Annotated in this window: 15 protein-coding genes; 7 read left to right on the plus strand and 8 right to left on the minus strand. The window is 65.1% G+C overall.

Annotation, left to right across the window (positions count from 1 at the left end):
* Positions 1-39: 39 nt before the first annotated feature.
* The gene (locus tag CXY77_RS16560) at positions 40-1017 is read left to right on the plus strand and encodes an NADP-dependent oxidoreductase (RefSeq protein WP_233197470.1); all 978 of its coding nucleotides are present in this window, start codon (positions 40-42) and stop codon (positions 1015-1017) included.
* Between the two features lie 42 nt (positions 1018-1059).
* Here the strand turns inward: CXY77_RS16560 and CXY77_RS16565 are convergent, their stop codons facing one another.
* The 5 genes from CXY77_RS16565 to CXY77_RS16585 all read right to left on the minus strand — a co-directional run bounded on the left by CXY77_RS16565 (position 1060) and on the right by CXY77_RS16585 (position 5050).
* Positions 1060-1869 carry an LPXTG cell wall anchor domain-containing protein gene (locus tag CXY77_RS16565; protein ID WP_104130506.1) on the minus strand — a complete coding sequence of 270 codons (810 nt, stop codon included), beginning with the start codon at positions 1867-1869 and terminating at the stop codon, positions 1060-1062.
* 3 nt (positions 1870-1872) lie between these two features.
* On the minus strand, positions 1873-2451 hold the full coding sequence (locus CXY77_RS16570; protein ID WP_104130507.1) for a signal peptidase I: 579 nt from the start codon (positions 2449-2451) through the stop codon (positions 1873-1875).
* Positions 2451-3752, minus strand: coding sequence for a hypothetical protein (locus tag CXY77_RS16575; RefSeq protein WP_104130508.1), 1302 nt, complete (start codon positions 3750-3752; stop codon positions 2451-2453). The genes CXY77_RS16570 and CXY77_RS16575 overlap by 1 nt, the downstream gene beginning before the upstream one ends.
* 3 nt (positions 3753-3755) lie before the next feature.
* Positions 3756-4364, minus strand: a complete 609-nt coding sequence (locus CXY77_RS16580; RefSeq protein WP_104088955.1) for a hypothetical protein — start codon at positions 4362-4364, stop codon at positions 3756-3758.
* Between the two features lie 113 nt (positions 4365-4477).
* The gene (locus CXY77_RS16585) at positions 4478-5050 is read right to left on the minus strand and encodes an alternate-type signal peptide domain-containing protein (protein WP_092340419.1); all 573 of its coding nucleotides are present in this window, start codon (positions 5048-5050) and stop codon (positions 4478-4480) included.
* A gap of 306 nt (positions 5051-5356) precedes the next feature.
* Here CXY77_RS16585 and CXY77_RS16590 point away from each other — a divergent pair, with 306 nt between their 5' ends.
* Positions 5357-6778, plus strand: coding sequence for a deoxyribodipyrimidine photo-lyase (locus CXY77_RS16590; protein ID WP_104130509.1), 1422 nt, complete (start codon positions 5357-5359; stop codon positions 6776-6778).
* Here CXY77_RS16590 and CXY77_RS16595 read toward each other — a convergent pair.
* From CXY77_RS16595 to aceB, 3 genes are all read right to left on the minus strand, one after another.
* Positions 6775-7284: a signal peptidase I gene (locus CXY77_RS16595; RefSeq protein WP_104130510.1), complete on the minus strand. Its 510-nt coding sequence runs from the start codon at positions 7282-7284 to the stop codon at positions 6775-6777. The genes CXY77_RS16590 and CXY77_RS16595 overlap by 4 nt on opposite strands.
* 84 nt (positions 7285-7368) lie before the next feature.
* Complete coding sequence (locus CXY77_RS16600) at positions 7369-8028, minus strand: hypothetical protein (protein WP_104130511.1); 660 nt, start codon at positions 8026-8028, stop codon at positions 7369-7371.
* Positions 8029-8311: 283 nt separating this feature from the next.
* Positions 8312-9985 carry a malate synthase A gene (gene aceB, locus CXY77_RS16605; RefSeq protein WP_104130512.1) on the minus strand — a complete coding sequence of 558 codons (1674 nt, stop codon included), beginning with the start codon at positions 9983-9985 and terminating at the stop codon, positions 8312-8314.
* A gap of 266 nt (positions 9986-10251) precedes the next feature.
* On the opposite strand from aceB, the gene CXY77_RS16610 reads away from it, so the two are divergent.
* The 5 genes from CXY77_RS16610 (at position 10252) to CXY77_RS16630 (ending at position 15853) form a co-directional block, all read left to right on the plus strand.
* A complete protein-coding gene (locus tag CXY77_RS16610) occupies positions 10252-11733 on the plus strand; it encodes a helix-turn-helix transcriptional regulator (RefSeq protein WP_092340424.1) in 1482 nt (493 codons plus the stop codon).
* A gap of 286 nt (positions 11734-12019) precedes the next feature.
* Positions 12020-12904 carry an ATP-binding cassette domain-containing protein gene (locus tag CXY77_RS16615; protein ID WP_158252864.1) on the plus strand — a complete coding sequence of 295 codons (885 nt, stop codon included), beginning with the start codon at positions 12020-12022 and terminating at the stop codon, positions 12902-12904.
* A 9-nt stretch (positions 12905-12913) separates the two neighbouring features.
* Positions 12914-13672, plus strand: a complete 759-nt coding sequence (locus CXY77_RS16620) for a FadR/GntR family transcriptional regulator (protein WP_104088946.1) — start codon at positions 12914-12916, stop codon at positions 13670-13672.
* Positions 13665-14405, plus strand: coding sequence for a cache domain-containing protein (locus CXY77_RS16625; RefSeq protein ID WP_104088944.1), 741 nt, complete (start codon positions 13665-13667; stop codon positions 14403-14405). Before CXY77_RS16620 ends, CXY77_RS16625 begins: the two co-directional genes overlap by 8 nt.
* A gap of 83 nt (positions 14406-14488) precedes the next feature.
* Complete coding sequence (locus CXY77_RS16630; RefSeq protein WP_104088943.1) at positions 14489-15853, plus strand: NAD-dependent succinate-semialdehyde dehydrogenase; 1365 nt, start codon at positions 14489-14491, stop codon at positions 15851-15853.
* The last annotated feature ends 168 nt before the right edge of the window (positions 15854-16021 follow it).

Below are 16021 nucleotides of genomic sequence, written 5' to 3' on the forward strand. Positions count from 1 at the left end.
TCCGCAATGCACCGAGGCGGGATGCATCAGAATGAGGACATGGCTCCTGACTTCGAACTTCCGCTGACCATGCGCGCCCTCGTCATCGACCAGACCGGCGACCCCGACGTCTTGCACCTGGCCGAGAGGCCACTACCACGCCAGATTTCCGACGAGGTTCTCGTGAAGGTCGTCGCCGCCGGGCTGAACCCGATCGACGCCAAGACGCGCTCCGGCAAGGGCGTCGCCGCCGCGATCGAAAGCTACCCGGCCATCCTCGGCAACGATTTCAGCGGCATGGTTGTGCGCGCGGCGTTCGAGGCCTCTCCGCTGCAGCCCGGGGATGCTGTCTACGGCATGGGCCGCGTGCCGCGCACCGGCGGCAGCTTCGCCGAGTACGTCTCGGTGTCGAGCATGAGCGTCGCGCACAAGCCGGCCAGGCTCAGCCATGCCGAGGCTGCCGCAGTGCCGGTCGCCGCCCTCACCGCGTGGGGAATGGTCAAGCTCGCCGGGGCGGCCCCCGGGCAGCGGATGCTCGTGCACGCCGCCAGCGGCGGCGTCGGTCACTTCGCGGTACAGTTCGCCCGCGTTCTGGGCGCCCACGTCATCGCCACCGGATCCACCCGCAACCTCGACTTTCTGCGCGAGCTTGGTGCCGACGAGGTCATCGACTACACGACCACGCGCTTCGAAGACGAGGCCCACGACCTCGACTCGGTCATCGACCTCATCGGCAATGTGCACGATGACACCGGCACCCGTTCCCTCGCCGCGCTGCGCCCAGGCGGCCTGCTCGTGAACGCGCCGACCGGCAGCTGGCCCTCCATGGCAGCGGATGCCGCTGCCGCCGGCCGCCGCGCGACCGGTTTCAAGGTGTCCCCCGACGCCCGAGCCCTCGACGAGATTTCGAAGCTCCTCGACGCGGGTACCGTGCGCGTGCACGTCGACGCCGTGTTCGAACTCGCCGACGGTGCTGCGGCACACCGAGCGATCGAAGAGGGTCACACTCGCGGCAAGATCGTGCTGCGCGTCTCGTAGCGGGCATCGGCATCCGCTGCCCGCCGGCAGTGCCGGTGGGTTCTAGTTCTCGTTCCGTTCGCGGCGACGGCGGAACGTCAACAGCACGCCGAGGCCCAGCAGAAGAACGCCCCCGACGATGGCGGGAACGGGCAGGTCAACCCCGGTGCGGGATAGGGCGGCCGGCCGCGCCGCCGCTGACGAAGCCCCCAGAACTGCGACGAACACACCCGTGTCGGCGCAGGCCGATGACGAAAACGGCCCAGCGACCGCGTCGCGCAGGGACACCACGAGGCCCAGATTCGCCGTCTCGTTCTGCCCGGTCAGCCCGGTCACGTTCGTCATGTCGATCCTGACCTCGGCTCTCAGCGTCGCGCCGGCGGCGAGCGGCTGAACCGGCGCAAGCACCGCACAATCCGCGTCGCCCGCGAACGTCACGGTGGGCGCGGTGGGGTCGGCAGGGGTCGTGACGCCCAGGGTGAGGTACTGATTCAGCCCAGCGGATGCCCCCTCCGCACTACGCAGACTCACCCGCACGACCGCGGGCTGGTCGCTCGGGTTGTGGATCCACAGGGACGCCCGCATCGACCCTTTCGGAATCAGCGTCCCATAAGCGTCGAACAAATCGGCCGGCAGACTGCTCGCGAAGTGCACACCGTCCAAGCTGACCTGCACGTCGCCGAGCCGAGCGTTGCTGGCCTGGGCAGCACTGGACAGAGATTTGGGTGCCGCAGCCGATGCCGGCCCGGCCGCACCGGCAAGTATCGGGAGCGCCAGCAACAGCGCCGAGGCCACGGCACCGAGCAGGCGCCCGCGACGAAGGGCACGTGCGCTGAAGTCGCAAATAGGGGGCTGGGTATAACGCGGCTGCATCGATCAGACCACCGAGTGGCTATGGGCGCCGCGAGGACGACGGCGGCCGGCACGGACTCCAGCGACGAGCATCACAGCCGAGTATCCGAGCAGGGCCACGGCCACTGCCGGAATGATCAGCGCTCGGCTCGCCCCGTTGACGAAGTTATTGGCATAGCCGATCAGCGGAACGGAATACCACAGTCGCCCCTGAATCTGGGCGGAGAGCACGAGGTCGGGATCGGAAAGACTGTTGTTGTCTCCCTGAAACTGAAAACTCCGGGTACCGTCCGTGGAGGAGCTGATCGCGGTGATGCGGTGGGTGATCACTGCCGGCTCGCCCGAGTGAATCTGATAGGTCGCGATATCCCCGATTACGAGGTCGTCGGTGTTGACCGGGCCGACCACGATCAGGGTGCCGGGCGGCAGGTGTGGCTCCATCGAGCTGGTCAGCACCGTCAGGGGGGTCGCGCCGGCGATCTTGGGCACGATGACCAGCAGAGCGAACAGCATGAGCACGAGCAGGAGCAACGCACCACTGACGGCCAGGCCCAGGGCGTGCAGCAGTCCAGTCGGCCTGGCCCCCTTCGAACCGTGCCCCATCAGTTCGCCGCCGTCAATGTGAACTGCTGGGCGCTGCCGGCGCTGCAGCCTTGCGTCTGCAGCGCGGTTCCGGCTGTGTAACTCGGCACCGTGATGCATTCCGTTTTGTTCTTGTTCACTTGCATGACGAACTGGTACAAACCGTTTCCCGACAGTGTGCCGCCCCACTGCTGGCTGGAGTCACGCGTGTTGCGTGTCGCCATCACCACAGCTGCCGTGGTGGTGCGCTGCCAAGCCAGCCCGGCCGCTGCCTGCGAGTTGATGAGGTAGTCGCTCTGGTTGACCAAGTCATATTGCCAGAGCTGAGTGGTCAGCGACTCGTTGCATACCTGCACTGTCACGGGTCCGTTCGCGTTGGTGGAACCCGTGACGCACAGGCCCCCACTCTTGACTCGGTACCAGCTGGTCGACGACGGTGACTGGCTGGTGGTCGCAGTGACGGCCGATGACATGGTCGAGGAGTTGCCGGCCGCGTCGACAGCGTCGACCGTGTAGACGTAGGTCGTGCCAACATTGAGTCCGGTATCGGTATAGGTTCTGCCGGTGATGTCCGGCCCGACCCGCTCCCCGTCGCGATAGAGGCGGTAGATGGCGACACCGACGTTGTCGCTGGCGGCCGTCCAGGTGAGTGTGGCGGCGGCATCCGTTGTCGATGTGGCGGTCAGATTAGTCGGTGAGGTCGGCCGGGAGACATCGGGAATAGTCTGTATCACGGTTACCGACTCGGCCTGGGCGTTCCAGTTGGTACCGACGGCGGCGCTCGGATCGAGTCGAACCGCGACCTGGCCTCCGGCGTAGGTCGACATCGACGTGGACGACATCGCAGTGCGTACGCAGAGCACGACGAACCCATTCGCGGCCAAAGACCCGGTCATCGGCGTTGCGCTCGCCCAGGTAAAGACGGTCTGGTTTCCGGGCAGGGTCGTGCTCGCGGTGCAATTGGCGGCGGCGGCGACCGGCCACGTCGTGACGGTGACAGCTCCGGCGATCGCCGCGGGCGACGACACGGCGCTGAACGTCAATGTGTACGTTGACGGCACGGATCCGCTGGTGAGCGTGATGGGCTTGGTCGTGGTGAAGCTGCCCGTCGTGTAATCGAATTTCAGCTTGTCGTAGCCGGATTGTGTGATGCTGACCTTGCCCGAAGTCACGGATCCGGTGGCTGGGGATGCCGCGGTGGTCCAGGCGGCATGGGCGGCGCCGGAGGCCGCGAGCACGAGAAAGAGCACGGTGCCGAGCAGGGCGGCGGGGTGGCGCTGCCGGCGAGGTCGAGCGACAGCCTGGCGGCGTGAACGGGTCATGGTTTAGGCCTGCACTCCGGTGAGAACGACGGAAAAGTTGGCAGCAGACGACGACTGGCTCACACTCGGGGCGCCCGCGGGCAGCGCGATCAGCACGCAGACTGTTCGGGACTGGGCCTTAGCGAGCGTCAGGCCCACCGCCGTCGACGGCGCACTGGCAAATGTTCCGCTGGTGCTGGGGATGACCGCGCTCGTGCACGCAGCCGAGCTGTCGACGACGGCGAGACCGATGGTGAGCGAATCGGACAGGGTCGAAGTAACAGCCGGCGCGAGGAGCGAGGAGCGGGTCACGGCCAGTGGCACGTCACCGGTGTTCGTGACGGTGACCGGGGCGGCAATAACCAGTCCCGGGTACAGGGGCACGGCGGGAAGGGCGAGGGCCGAGACCGTCATCGTGGCCGTTCCCGACGCTATCGTGGCCGAGGAGGTGGCGGCACTCGAGTTCAGGAGGGCGTAGGTGCCGCTGGCAGCGGTCGTGGCCAGCACGACTGCCAGAAGAGTGGATGCTGCGGCCAAGACCAAGGCCCGCGCGCGTAGCCGCAGGGTCGGCACGGCACGGTGGCGACGACGCTCGGCAGGCGAAGCGGTGTGGCGGCCACGGGTTGTTTTCATGTGATCACCGCGCTTTCTGGTCGAACGGAGGAGCTGGAGGGAGAATCGCACCGCCCGGGGTGCCCATCGTCGGGTGATGGGCACGCCAGGGACAGTGCAGGAGGTGGTGAAGACTAGGTGGTCTGCGTCAGGGTTACGGCGAGGGCGCCGAGGTTGACCGAGCCAAGCATGGCGTCGTTCTCGGCTCCTGCACTGCTGCTCTTGGGGAACGTCAGGATGACGGTGACCACGGCAGCGCGAGAGATAACACCGGTCCCGGTCGGTGTGATCGTGTAGGTCGGGCCGGCACCGCTGATGCCTACGCCACTGATCGACACCTGGGCGCTCTTCGTGATGTAGCCCGCGAGCTTCCCATCAGGTGTGCTGGTTGCGCTCGTGGCGGTGATGCTCGCTGAAGCAACGGCCAGAGTCGCGACCATGTTGTCGCCGGTCGCCGTGATGTCAACCTTCTTCGTGTAGGTGAGGACGTCACCGGGCACGATCTTGTACGTGCTCAGGATGATTTCGGTGGCACCGCTCTTCCAAACACCGGCGGCGGCATTGTCGACCACTGTCAGGGCGCCGGCGGTGATCGTTCCGCCGGCAATCGATGTACTCGAATTCCAGAGCGCGAACGTTCCCGCGCCGCCGAGCAGCAGGGTCAGTCCGGCGGCACCGGCGATAGCGCTAACGAGAAGCTTGTTCATAGTGGAGACCTTTCGGAAGATCGACTCAGGGGCGAGTGGTAACCACACTATGTGGGACAGACAGATTTGTCTGTCCGTCGGTAACCCCCAGAATGGGGTTTAGGATAAAAGTCCATTCGGTACTGAATTAGTTGAAATCAACAGACAAATCAGAGTATTTCGTGATCAATCAGGAGGAAAGCAACGAAAAAGCGACAGACGGGCGGGGAGACGAGTTCATTGTCGATCAGACGGGACTGACCGTTCTACCTCCGAATTGGTCTGGCCCGTCGCATGGTCCAGACTGGAGTTTCACGAGGAGACCGCATGACTTCAGATCAGATAGCCGACCACGTCGGGCCCGTCATAGTGTGGTTTCGCGACGATCTGCGGGTTGCCGACCATCCAGCCCTGCACGCGGCGATCAAGCAGGGGCAGCCGATTGTGGCCCTCTACCTGCTCGACGAGCAATCCGACGGAGTCCGCCCGCTCGGCGGCGCGGCCCGTTGGTGGCTGCACCAGAGTCTGCGATCCCTCGCCGGCTCCATCGCCGCCCTCGGCGGCCGGTTGATTCTGCGCCGCGGTGCGGCCGGCCCGATCATCGCCCGTCTGGTGCACGAGACGGATGCCTCCGCCGTGTTCTGGAACCGCCGCTACGGCCTCGCCGAACGCACGATCGACACCGCGATCAAGAGCGACCTGCGTGAGCGCGGAATCGACGCCCATAGTTTCGCCGGTTCGCTTCTGTTCGAACCCTGGACGATTCAGACCGGGCAGGGCGGCTCCTACTCCGTCTTCACCCCGTTCTGGCGGGCCTGCACCGCGGGTGCGCCGCCCCGCGTGCCCTATCCCGCACCCTCCGCTATTCCCGGCTGGGCGGGCGACCCCACCACGGCAGCCCTCGTCTCCGACGACCTCGACGACTGGGGACTCGAACCGTCGAGCCCCGATTGGGCGGGTGGGCTGCGCGCCGCGTGGACGCCGGGCGAAGCATCCGCTCACGCCCTGCTCACCACCTTTCTGGCCGAGTCACTCGCCCTCTACGCCACCGAACGCGACGAACCGGCCCAGAACGCGACATCGCGCCTGTCTCCGCACCTGCGCTGGGGCGAGATCAGCCCCCACCAGGTGTGGGCGGCGACAAACAATGCCCGGCGCGGGCTCAGCGGTAGCGAGTCGGCCAGCGCGACCCGTTTTCTGACCGAGGTCGGCTGGCGGGAGTTCGCGTACCACGTGCTTTATCATGCGCCAGATATCGCGACCGCGAACCTGCGCCCCGCCTTCGACGCTTTTCCGTGGCCGCCACTCGATCGGGATGCCCTGGCGGCCTGGCAGCAGGGTCGCACTGGCTTTGCCCTGGTCGACGCCGGCATGCGTGAACTGTGGCGCACCGGAAGCATGCACAATCGGGTACGCATGGTGACGGCATCATTCCTGATCAAGAATATGTTGGTCGATTGGCGTGAGGGCGAGCGCTGGTTTTGGGACACCCTGGTGGACGCCGACGCGGCGAGCAACCCGTTCGGCTGGCAATGGGTGGCCGGTTCCGGAGCGGATGCGGCACCGTATTTTCGTATTTTCAATCCCGACCTGCAGGCAGCCAAGTTCGACCCGCACCAGCAATACATTCGGCAAAACGTTCCCGAATACGGCACGGATGCCTATCCGGCGCCGCTCGTCGACCTCGGCGAGACGCGTCGCGCCGCCCTGGCCGCCTACGAACGGGTCAAGGCGCAACCGGCAGGCTAGGCAGCGCGAACGGAGATTCGGGTCTTTCCCGCTGACTCTTTCGTCGACCTCGCACCGGGCCCGGCTTCGGACGACCCGGCGTACCAGATGCTCAGTACGCACATGATGAGGGAGCCTATGGCGAGCGGGTTTTGCAAGTACACAACGAGATAGCCAAGGTTGGGCACGAAGGCGGTCACGCCGCCAATAACATCCGCGCGTGGCACCGTGAACGGATCGCTCGTGTCGTTCGCGTCACCCTTGGTCGTTAGCGTTGCATCGTCATTGAAGGCCATGAGGCGGTGGGTGGTGCGATCGCCGGCACGCCGAAAAGTGATGACTTGCCCGACCTCGTATTGGTCAGTCTCAACGATCACGACGCTCGCCGGCGGGATAGCGGGGAACATCGGCCCCGTACGCACGACGTAAGCCCCGTAGGGCAGGACACCCGTCGCCATGATGGCGATCGGGGTGAGCACGGACGCCAGAATGAGTAGCAGAACGACGATGCCTTTGAATCTCTTCACGGTGCGCCTCTCGGCTCGGAAAAAATTGGGGAATGGCTCGGACGTCGCTCACCAGCAGCGACGTCCGAGCCATTTCATCGGGCTCTACAGGCCCGGCGTCTGGCCGACCTGTGTGGCCACAATTTGGTAGGGGAGACCGTTACCAACGATGGCCGGGTTCGGGGCCTGAACAGTCTTCACCGGGTAGGAGTTCCAGACTCCGCCGCCAAGCTCCGACTGGCCGGACATCTTTGCCGCATAACCGAAGCTGAACGAGACCGACCCGACAGCTGTCGGTGCCAGGTTCGATGCCAGCTTGATCATCTTCGGAACGGGCCAGCATCCGGTCGGCGCGAGGGTCCCGCAGCTCAGGTGCGCAGTGTCGTCCCGATCATCGCTGAGATTCGCGGAGTCGAAAAGAGCCGTGCCGTTGGCAGCCACATGGAACTCGCCGTAGGTGCCGAGGTCGTTCAAAGCGTGCAGGGCGTCCTTATTGTTGAACACAACCCAGACGTCCTGAGCGTTCAGACCCGTGTTGACGTAGCGGGACGAGACGGTCTGGGTCGTTCCCGGCAGCAGGTTCGAGAAGGCCCGGTTGAGAGAATCGGTGCCGGTTCCGTCAGGGCCAGCGCCAGCGATCTTGATCGAGCCGATCGTTCCGCTCACTGCGCCCTGTGCCGTGTCGCTGAAGCACGCGCCGGTCGGTCCCAAGGCAGCGAGGGACATCGTCAATGCAACGGCAACGCCTCCAGCCCCGATGATCATTTTCTTGCAGTTTAAAGTTTCACGTCAGTCTCATCTCAAATTGTCCGTTCCGAAGTGAGATACTGAAATTCTTTCATTATCTATATTCAAAACAGTAGAGATGACATTAACTCCCGTATGCCCTTCATTGGGCACTGCTGTCCCCCCAATCTGGGGGATGGAACGGCGGCAGAACACGAATAACGAAAAAACGGGCAAACAGTTGCTGCCCCTGTGATGATGCCGGGGCCAGACAACCATTTGCCCGCTTTCGCGAACTCGCAGCGCTAGCTGCGAAAACTAGCTAGAAGAATCGAGCGTAGGCACCAACCGTGAGGAAGGTCGGGAACTCCGGCTCGAGTGCCGAAGTGCGCAGCACTGTGAGGGCGTCATCGAAGCGGTCGGTGGGGGTGCGCTCGAGGCTGTCCACGACCTCGTCCAGCACCTCTTCAACCCAGTCGGAGTCGATCCGGCGGCCCTCGGCGGTGACCGAGTTCTCGTGAATCCACTGCCAGAGCTGCGAGCGGGAGATTTCCGCGGTCGCGGCGTCTTCCATCAGGTTGTCGATCGCCGCTGCTCCCACGCCGCGCAGCCAGGACTCGATGTAGCGGAGCGCTATGAGCACGTTGCCGCGCACGCCGGCCTCGGTGATCTGGCCGCCGACCGAAGCAACGTCGAGAAGCTGGGCGGCCGTCACGTTCACCTCGGGGCGGGTGCGCTCGAGCTGGTTCGGGCGGTCCCCGAGCACCTTGTCGAATTCGGCCTGAGCGGTCGGGATCAGGTCGGGGTGCGCAACCCAGGAACCGTCGAACCCGTCGGTGGCTTCACGCTTCTTGTCCGCCGCGACCTGGGAGAGAGCCTGCTCGGTGACGGCCGGGTCGCGACGGTTCGGAATGAAGGCGTTCATGCCGCCGATGGCGAAGGCGCCACGACGGTGGCAGGTGGCGACGAGCAGTTCGGTGTATGCGCGCATGAACGGCACCGTCATGGTGATCTGCTTGCGGTCGGGAAAGACGAAGCGGCTGCCGCGGGCACGGAACGTCTTGATGATGCTGAAGATGTAGTCCCAGCGTCCGGCGTTGAGGCCGGCGCAGTGGTCGCGCAGTTCGTAGAGGATTTCTTCCATCTCGAAGCCGGCCTGGATGGTCTCGATCAGTACCGTGGCGCGAATGGTGCCGTAGTCGATACCCAGGCGCTCTTCGGCGTAGGTGAAGATGTCGTTCCACAAGCGCGCTTCCTTGTGGCTTTCGAGCTTGGCCAGGTAGAAATACGGGCCGGTACCGTTCTCAATGAGCTTCTTCGCGTTGTGAAAGAAGTACAAGCCGAAGTCGATGAGGCTGCCAGAGGACTTCATGCGGCGGTTGGCACGGTCGATGAAGGTGATGTGCTTTTCAACGAGGTGCCAGCCGCGCGGACGCATCACGATGGTCGGCGTCGACTCGTTCGTGATCTCGTACTTCTTGCCCTCGGGGCTCGTGAAGCTGAGCTGGCCGCGCACCTGGTCGAACAGGGTCAGCTGGCCCTCGATCACGTTGGTCCAGGTCGGGCTCGTAGCGTCTTCCTGGTCGGCAAGCCAGACCTTGGCGCTGGAGTTGAGCGCGTTGATGGCCATCTTGCGGTCGGTCGGGCCCGTGATCTCCACACGGCGGTCTTCGAGGCCGGGTCCGGCTCCCGCAACGCTCCAGGTGGGATCGAAACGGATGCTCTCGGTAACGCTTAGAAACTTGGGGTCGCGACCGTTGGCGGCATCCACTCGGGTCTGCAGCCGGGCCGCCAGCAGGTCGTGCCGGGTGCCGGCGAAACGCTCGTGCAGTTCGGCGAGAAATTCGAGGGCCTCTGGGGTGAGGATCTCGTCATACCGATCGCCGAGCGGGCCGGTGACCTCGAGGTGCGGGCGAATGGTGGCGAAGCTGCCGGTGGTCGTTTTCACCGTCTCGGAGTTGACCGTCTGATCGAGGGTCGGGTTGGGGGTGTTCATGGTCTGGCTCCTTGCGAAAGTAGGTGATACCGACAGGGGGCGAGCCGCAGCTGCGCGGTTCGCCCGATCTCAGGCGGAGGATGGTGGAGCGGTTCTGCTTCGGTCGAATCGGTGAGCGCGAGGGGTGAGCGGTCGCAATTCGAAAGTTGGTGCTTGCCTGTGCCTCCACTCTGCCGGGTCTAGGCACGGCCAAACCACAATCCATGCACAGAAGAAACCCTGTTTTTCTAATTGTGGAAACTTTTGTGATCTGCGACACTAAGGCCATGGTCCCCGCAGAAGCCCTCGCCGCACTGTCCTCGCTCAGCCTCGATGAGCCGGAGCTTGACGCGCTCACCCTCGGCCGCCGTATCCGGGAACTGCGCACCAACCGCCGCATGACGCTCGATGCCCTCGCCGCCGCGATCGACCGCGCGCCCTCCCAGGTGTCGATGATGGAGAACGGCAAACGCGAGCCACGCCTCTCCATGCTGCGCACGATCGCCCTGGCGCTCGGCACTACCGTCGAAGAGCTGATGCGAACGGATGCCCCCTCGGAGCGTGCCGCCCTGGAAATCTCGGTGGAACGTGCCCAGCGCGGGCCGGTGTTCCAGGCCCTCGGACTCCCCCGCATCCGGGTGAGCAAAGGCCAGAGCGACGACACCCTGCAGACCATCCTCAGCCTGCACAATGAAATCGACCGGCTCAACCGGGAGCGAGCAGCGACTCCGGAGGAAGCCCGTCGGGCCAACTCCGCGCTGCGCCAGATCATGCGCCAGCAGGACAACTACTTTCCCGAACTCGAAGCACAGGCCCTCGAGTTGCTCACCGCGGTCGGGCACTCCGGTGGCCCGGTGTCTCAGCAGCTCGTCGCCGACATGGCCACCCACCTAGGGTTTTCGCTGCACTATGTGAATGACCTGCCGCACTCCACCCGGTCGGTCACCGACAAGCGCAACGGACGTATCTATCTGCCGACCGAGCGTTCGGCCTCGCGGGATTCCCGCTCGCCGATCGTGCAGGCCTTCGCGAGCCATCTGTGCGCGCACGAAGAGCCGAAAAATTATGCCGAATTTCTGCGCCAGCGGGTGGAAACCAACTATCTCACCGCGGCGATCCTGCTGCCGGAGCGAGATGCAGTGCGCATGCTGACCGAGGCGAAGACCCTGCGGCGCATCTCGATGGAAGATCTGCGGGACGCCTTCGCGGTCTCCTACGAGACGGCCGCGCACCGATTCACCAACCTCGCTACCGCCCGCCTGGACATTCCGGTGCACTTCATGAAGGTGCACGAGTCCGGCACGATTATCAAAGCCTACGAAAATGACAATGTTCGCTTTCCGAGCGACGCCCTCGGTGCGGTCGAGGGCACCACGGTCTGCCGCAGCTGGACTGCCCGCACCGTGTTCGACGTCGAAGACCGCTTCAGCGCCTGGTACCAGTACACGGACATGCCGGCCGGCAGCTTCTGGTGCACCTCCCGCATTGAAAAGGCCAAGGAAGGCGAGTACTCGGTGAGCGTTGGGGTGCCGTTCGCACACGTGAAGTGGTTCCGCGGCCGCGAGACGGCAAACCGCGCCGTCTCCAAGTGCCCCGATGAGTCCTGCTGCCGCCGGGCTCCCGACAACCTCGCCGGGCGCTGGGCCGGGCAGTCCTGGCCTGCCGCACGAACCCCGACGAGCCTGCTCGCCGCCCTGCCCACCGGAACCTTTCCCGGCGTCGACCAGACCGAGGTGTACGAGTTTCTCGAAGCCCACTCGCCGCGCTAGCGCTGAGGGGCGGGCGCGGGGGAGGGATGGATGCGCATCCGCTCTGAAACAAACAAACCGGAACGTTGTAGGCAATACTTTTAGCTAACATTGTTATGACGTGAAAATGCTGGAGCAAGTGGCTTTTTGCGGTACCACGCACCAGAGATTATCGGTTGGGCTTGTCCCACGCGTCGCCGCTCGTCTCGACCTACTGAAATGCGAGCCGACGATGTGTGACGCTCGCAGTGTGATACGTCGTCTCAATCGTGCCGTGCGGGCGGGACTTCCCTCGGCGGCACCGCCCATGAACGAGCTGCACGATCAGGTCGTTACTCCGTCGCCGGCTGAAACGACCGCGCCCATGCCGTCACACTGGTTTCGCTCCGCGGCACTGCTCGATGTGCGCGGGCTTCAGGTCGCGGCGGCGGCGCACTCCGACGCACCGCGTGTGGTGCAGGGCATCTCGCTCTCCATCACCTGCGGCGAGGTCGTCGGGCTGGTCGGCGATGCGTCTTCCGGTGCTCTCGAGGTCGCCCAGTGCATCGCTGGCGTACTTCCGGCGCCGGCGACCATCCGATCCGGGTCGATACTGTTCAACGGTGTCGAACTGGTCGGGCTGCCGCCACGATCGTTCTCCCGGCTGCACGACGCCCAGGTGGCCTACCTGCCGCGGAGCCCACTCGACGGCCTCGACCCGAACCTGACCGTGGGAACCCAGCTGGCCACACCGCTGCGTTCCGGCGGCGGCCTGTCGAAACCGGCCGCCTACGAACGGTCACTGGATCTGCTGGGCCAGGCCGGCGTGGAGAATCCGGAACACACCTTCACCGCGTACCCGCGCGACGTGTCGGCGACCTTGGCGCAGCGCGTGCATATCGCCAATGCGTTGGCCGGCAGCCCGAATCTGCTCGTGGCCGACGACCCGACCGACACCCTGAACGCGTCGGACAGTTCCGACATTCTTGAGCTGCTGAGCAGATTGCAGCGCGAACGCAAACTGACCATGATCTTCGTGACGCGCTCGGTACGCGTCGCGGCACTGATCTGCAATCGTGTTGCTGTGGTTCGCACCGGTGCGATCGTCGAATACGCGTCGGTCGCCGACCTGTTGGGTTCCCCTAAGCATCCGTACACCCGCGAGCTAATCTACGCGGCCGAAAATGAGTCGCTGGGGAGCCGGGGCTTGTAGATTAGGCGCATGGAGGCACACAACCGGCCAGGCGCACGCGAAGCAATTTTCGCTCAGCTCGTCGACGCCGGCCGCACCGAGCAGGTAACCATTCGCCTCACCGACGCCATCATTCTCGGCGTTCTTGCCCCCGATGAACGCCTGCCGAGCGAATCGGATCTGGCGCGCCGCTTCGGCGTGGCCCTGATCACGGTGCGTGAGGGCCTTGCGGTGCTGCGCGATGCCGGCCTGGTCGAGACTCGGCGCGGTCGCGGCGGCGGCAGTTTCGTGATGAAAGCGGATGCCCCGCACAGCACGCTCGTGCAGGCCCGGCTCCACGGTCTGGCGCAGGTCGACCTCTCTGACATGGCCGTCCATTTCGCGACGATTGTCGAGGGGTGCGCCCAACGGGCTTCGCTGCGCGCCTCAGAACCCGACTCCGACCGCCTCGATCTGTGGCTGCGCGGCGCTGACTTCGCAACGGTCGCCGGGGCTCGCACCAACGCCGGCGGGTTCTACCTGGAGTTGGCCGTGCTCAGCCAGTCCGCCCGACTGGTGCGGGAGCTGATCCGGCTGCAGGCCGAGTTCGGCCCTCTGCTGCTTCTAGGCATGACGGATGCCCGCGCCCGCCGGTCGCTGCTTGCGAGCAACCAGGCCATTGCCGGCGCCGTGCGCGCCAACGACGCAGCCGCCGCCCGGCAGTTCGCGACCGAGCAGGTGCGGAGCCTGGCCGAATGGCTGTTGAACGCGAAAGCCAGAGTCGAACGAGGCGGAGCCTGGGATGCCTGAGATTTCTCAGCTGCCGGAAGTGACGATCTCCGATTGCGCCGCCGCGGTGACTGCCTCGTTCGCGGACGCCTTCGCCGAGCTAGATGGGTGGCGAAACGAACTCGCTGGCGGCGAAACCTCGGTGCGGCCGACAGACCTCGATGCCCACGTGGAGGGGCTCGTGATTCCGGCCCTCACCGGTGCCAGCCCGCTCTTCGTCGGCGCCGGATTCATTGCCGCGCCCGGCTACGTGCACGGCCGGGACATCCACTTTGCCTGGTGGCTGGGCCCGCAGGCCGGCAACCCGCTGCTCGGCAGCAGCAGCGCGGCCACCCGTCTCGACCTCGCCACCCGCGCATACACCGACTACGTGCGCGATTTTCGCACGCTGGAGTGGTACCAGGTGCCGCAGTCCACCAACCAGACCCACGTCACCGGGCCCTACGTCGACCGCCTCTGCACCTGCGAGTACATTTTCACCCTGACCATGCCGGTGCGCATCGGCGAAGGCACCCCGATGCTCGGCGTGGTCGGAGCGGACATCTCCGTGCGCCGTCTCGAGAGCATTGTGCTTCCGCTGTTTCTCGCGGCCGACCGGCCACTCGCCCTCGTCAACGCTGTTGACCGAGTGGTGATCTCCACGGACCCGACCGTACAGGTCGGTCAGCTCGCCTCGCATTCCGGTGGCTCTGTGGCCTGCTCCGGCCTGCCGTTTCGAGTTCTCGTTGGTCCGGACCGGCTGCCTCGTTTTTAATCATCCGTTGCTATATCTTTGACAAACCAGAGTTTGTATCGGCGCCGGTTTTTGAGGTGCCCGACCAGTGAAGGATAAAGCCTATGACCAGCTACGCAGTCATCAACCCGGCCACCGGGGAGACAGTCAAGACCTACGACACAATCTCGGATGCCGACCTCACCGCCGCCATCACCACGGCAGACGACGCCCACACCTGGTCGCGCTCCATCAGCGTCGAAGAGCGCGCGGCCCTCGTGCGCCGCGTGGCCGAACTGCACGTCGAACGCCGCCAGGAGCTTGCCGACATCATCGTGCGCGAAATGGGTAAGCCCGTGGAGCAGGCCCTCGGTGAGGTCGACTTCAGCGCCGACATCTACGCCTACTACGCCGACAACGCGGTGGAGCTTCTGAAGGACGAGACCATAAGCCTGCTCGCCGGCGAGGGCTCCGCGCTCATCCGCCGCAGCTCGCTTGGCGTGCTTCTCGGCATCATGCCGTGGAACTTCCCGTACTACCAGGTTGCCCGTTTTGCCGGACCAAACCTAATCATCGGCAACACCATCCTGCTCAAGCACGCCGAGCAGTGCCCCGAATCGGCCGCCGCGATCGCGCAGATCATGCTCGACGCCGGTTTTCCGGTGGGGGCCTACACGAACCTCTACGCTTCCCATGATCAGATATCCACGGTCATCGCCGACAAGCGCGTGCAGGGTGTCTCGCTCACCGGCTCGGAGCGCGCCGGAGCGGCGATTGCGGAGATCGCCGGACGCAACTTGAAGAAGGTCGTGCTCGAGCTCGGCGGCTCAGACCCGTTCATCCTGCTATCCACCGACGACCTCGATGAGACCGTCGGCGCCGCCGTGGCTGCTCGCCTCGACAACAACGGCCAGGCCTGCAACGCGGCCAAGCGCTTTATCGTCATCGAGGAGCTGTACCAGCCTTTCTTGGATAAGTTCACGGCGGCAATCAATGCCGTCGAGCTGGGCGACCCGACCAAGGACGGCACCGGACTCGGGCCACTTTCCTCGAAAAAGGCCACCGAAACTCTCACCGAGCAGGTTGCGCGCGCTGTGGCTCAGGGTGCCACCCTCGTCACGGGCGGAACCTCTGAGGGCAACTTCTACGCCGGAACCGTGCTCACCGACGTATCGCCCGGCTCCGATGCCTTCCACGAAGAGTTCTTCGGCCCGGTCGCACAGATCTTCAGCGTTCCCGACGAGGCCGCCGCAGTCGCACTGGCCAACAACACCCCGTTCGGCCTGGGGTCCTACGTCTTCACCACCGACCCGGAGCAGGCACTGCGCGTGGCCGACGGCATTGAGGCTGGCATGGTGTTCATCAATTTGGTCGGTGCCGACGGTGCCGAGCTGCCCTTCGGTGGCGTCAAGAGGAGCGGCTCGGGGCGCGAACTGGGCCGTTTCGGCGCTGACGAGTTCGTCAACAAGAAGATGATCCGCATCGGCTGACCCAGCCCCAGCTCCAGCCGCTCCGCGGATGCACGCATCGTCGGGTCGAACCGAACCCGACCGGGACAAGCGGCGGCGGGTTGCTTGCGGGGTGACGAGTTCAAGGTTTGAGCTGAGGGGCAAGTGACCGGCTGCCGCCGCGACGCACGCACGCCCGCCCGCCCGCCT

Origin of the sequence: Cryobacterium sp. N21 (genome assembly GCF_002929575.1) — a bacterium.
In the GTDB taxonomy this organism is placed as follows: Bacteria; Actinomycetota; Actinomycetes; order Actinomycetales; family Microbacteriaceae; genus Cryobacterium; species Cryobacterium flavum.

Bases quoted from the DNA above. Each gene is read 5' to 3' on its own strand.
- CXY77_RS16600 (WP_104130511.1), bottom strand. From the start codon at position 8,028: ATGATCATCGGGGCTGGAGGCGTTGCCGTTGCATTGACGATGTCCCTC.
- CXY77_RS16630 (WP_104088943.1), top strand. From the start codon at position 14,489: ATGACCAGCTACGCAGTCATCAACCCGGCCACCGGGGAGACAGTCAAG.
- CXY77_RS16615 (WP_158252864.1), top strand. From the start codon at position 12,020: ATGAACGAGCTGCACGATCAGGTCGTTACTCCGTCGCCGGCTGAAACG.
- CXY77_RS16575 (WP_104130508.1), bottom strand. From the start codon at position 3,752: ATGACCCGTTCACGCCGCCAGGCTGTCGCTCGACCTCGCCGGCAGCGC.
- CXY77_RS16610 (WP_092340424.1), top strand. From the start codon at position 10,252: ATGGTCCCCGCAGAAGCCCTCGCCGCACTGTCCTCGCTCAGCCTCGAT.
- CXY77_RS16570 (WP_104130507.1), bottom strand. From the start codon at position 2,451: ATGGGGCACGGTTCGAAGGGGGCCAGGCCGACTGGACTGCTGCACGCC.
- CXY77_RS16620 (WP_104088946.1), top strand. From the start codon at position 12,914: ATGGAGGCACACAACCGGCCAGGCGCACGCGAAGCAATTTTCGCTCAG.
- CXY77_RS16590 (WP_104130509.1), top strand. From the start codon at position 5,357: ATGACTTCAGATCAGATAGCCGACCACGTCGGGCCCGTCATAGTGTGG.
- CXY77_RS16565 (WP_104130506.1), bottom strand. From the start codon at position 1,869: ATGCAGCCGCGTTATACCCAGCCCCCTATTTGCGACTTCAGCGCACGT.
- CXY77_RS16625 (WP_104088944.1), top strand. From the start codon at position 13,665: ATGCCTGAGATTTCTCAGCTGCCGGAAGTGACGATCTCCGATTGCGCC.
- CXY77_RS16580 (WP_104088955.1), bottom strand. From the start codon at position 4,364: ATGAAAACAACCCGTGGCCGCCACACCGCTTCGCCTGCCGAGCGTCGT.
- CXY77_RS16585 (WP_092340419.1), bottom strand. From the start codon at position 5,050: ATGAACAAGCTTCTCGTTAGCGCTATCGCCGGTGCCGCCGGACTGACC.
- CXY77_RS16560 (WP_233197470.1), top strand. From the start codon at position 40: ATGGCTCCTGACTTCGAACTTCCGCTGACCATGCGCGCCCTCGTCATC.
- aceB (WP_104130512.1), bottom strand. From the start codon at position 9,985: ATGAACACCCCCAACCCGACCCTCGATCAGACGGTCAACTCCGAGACG.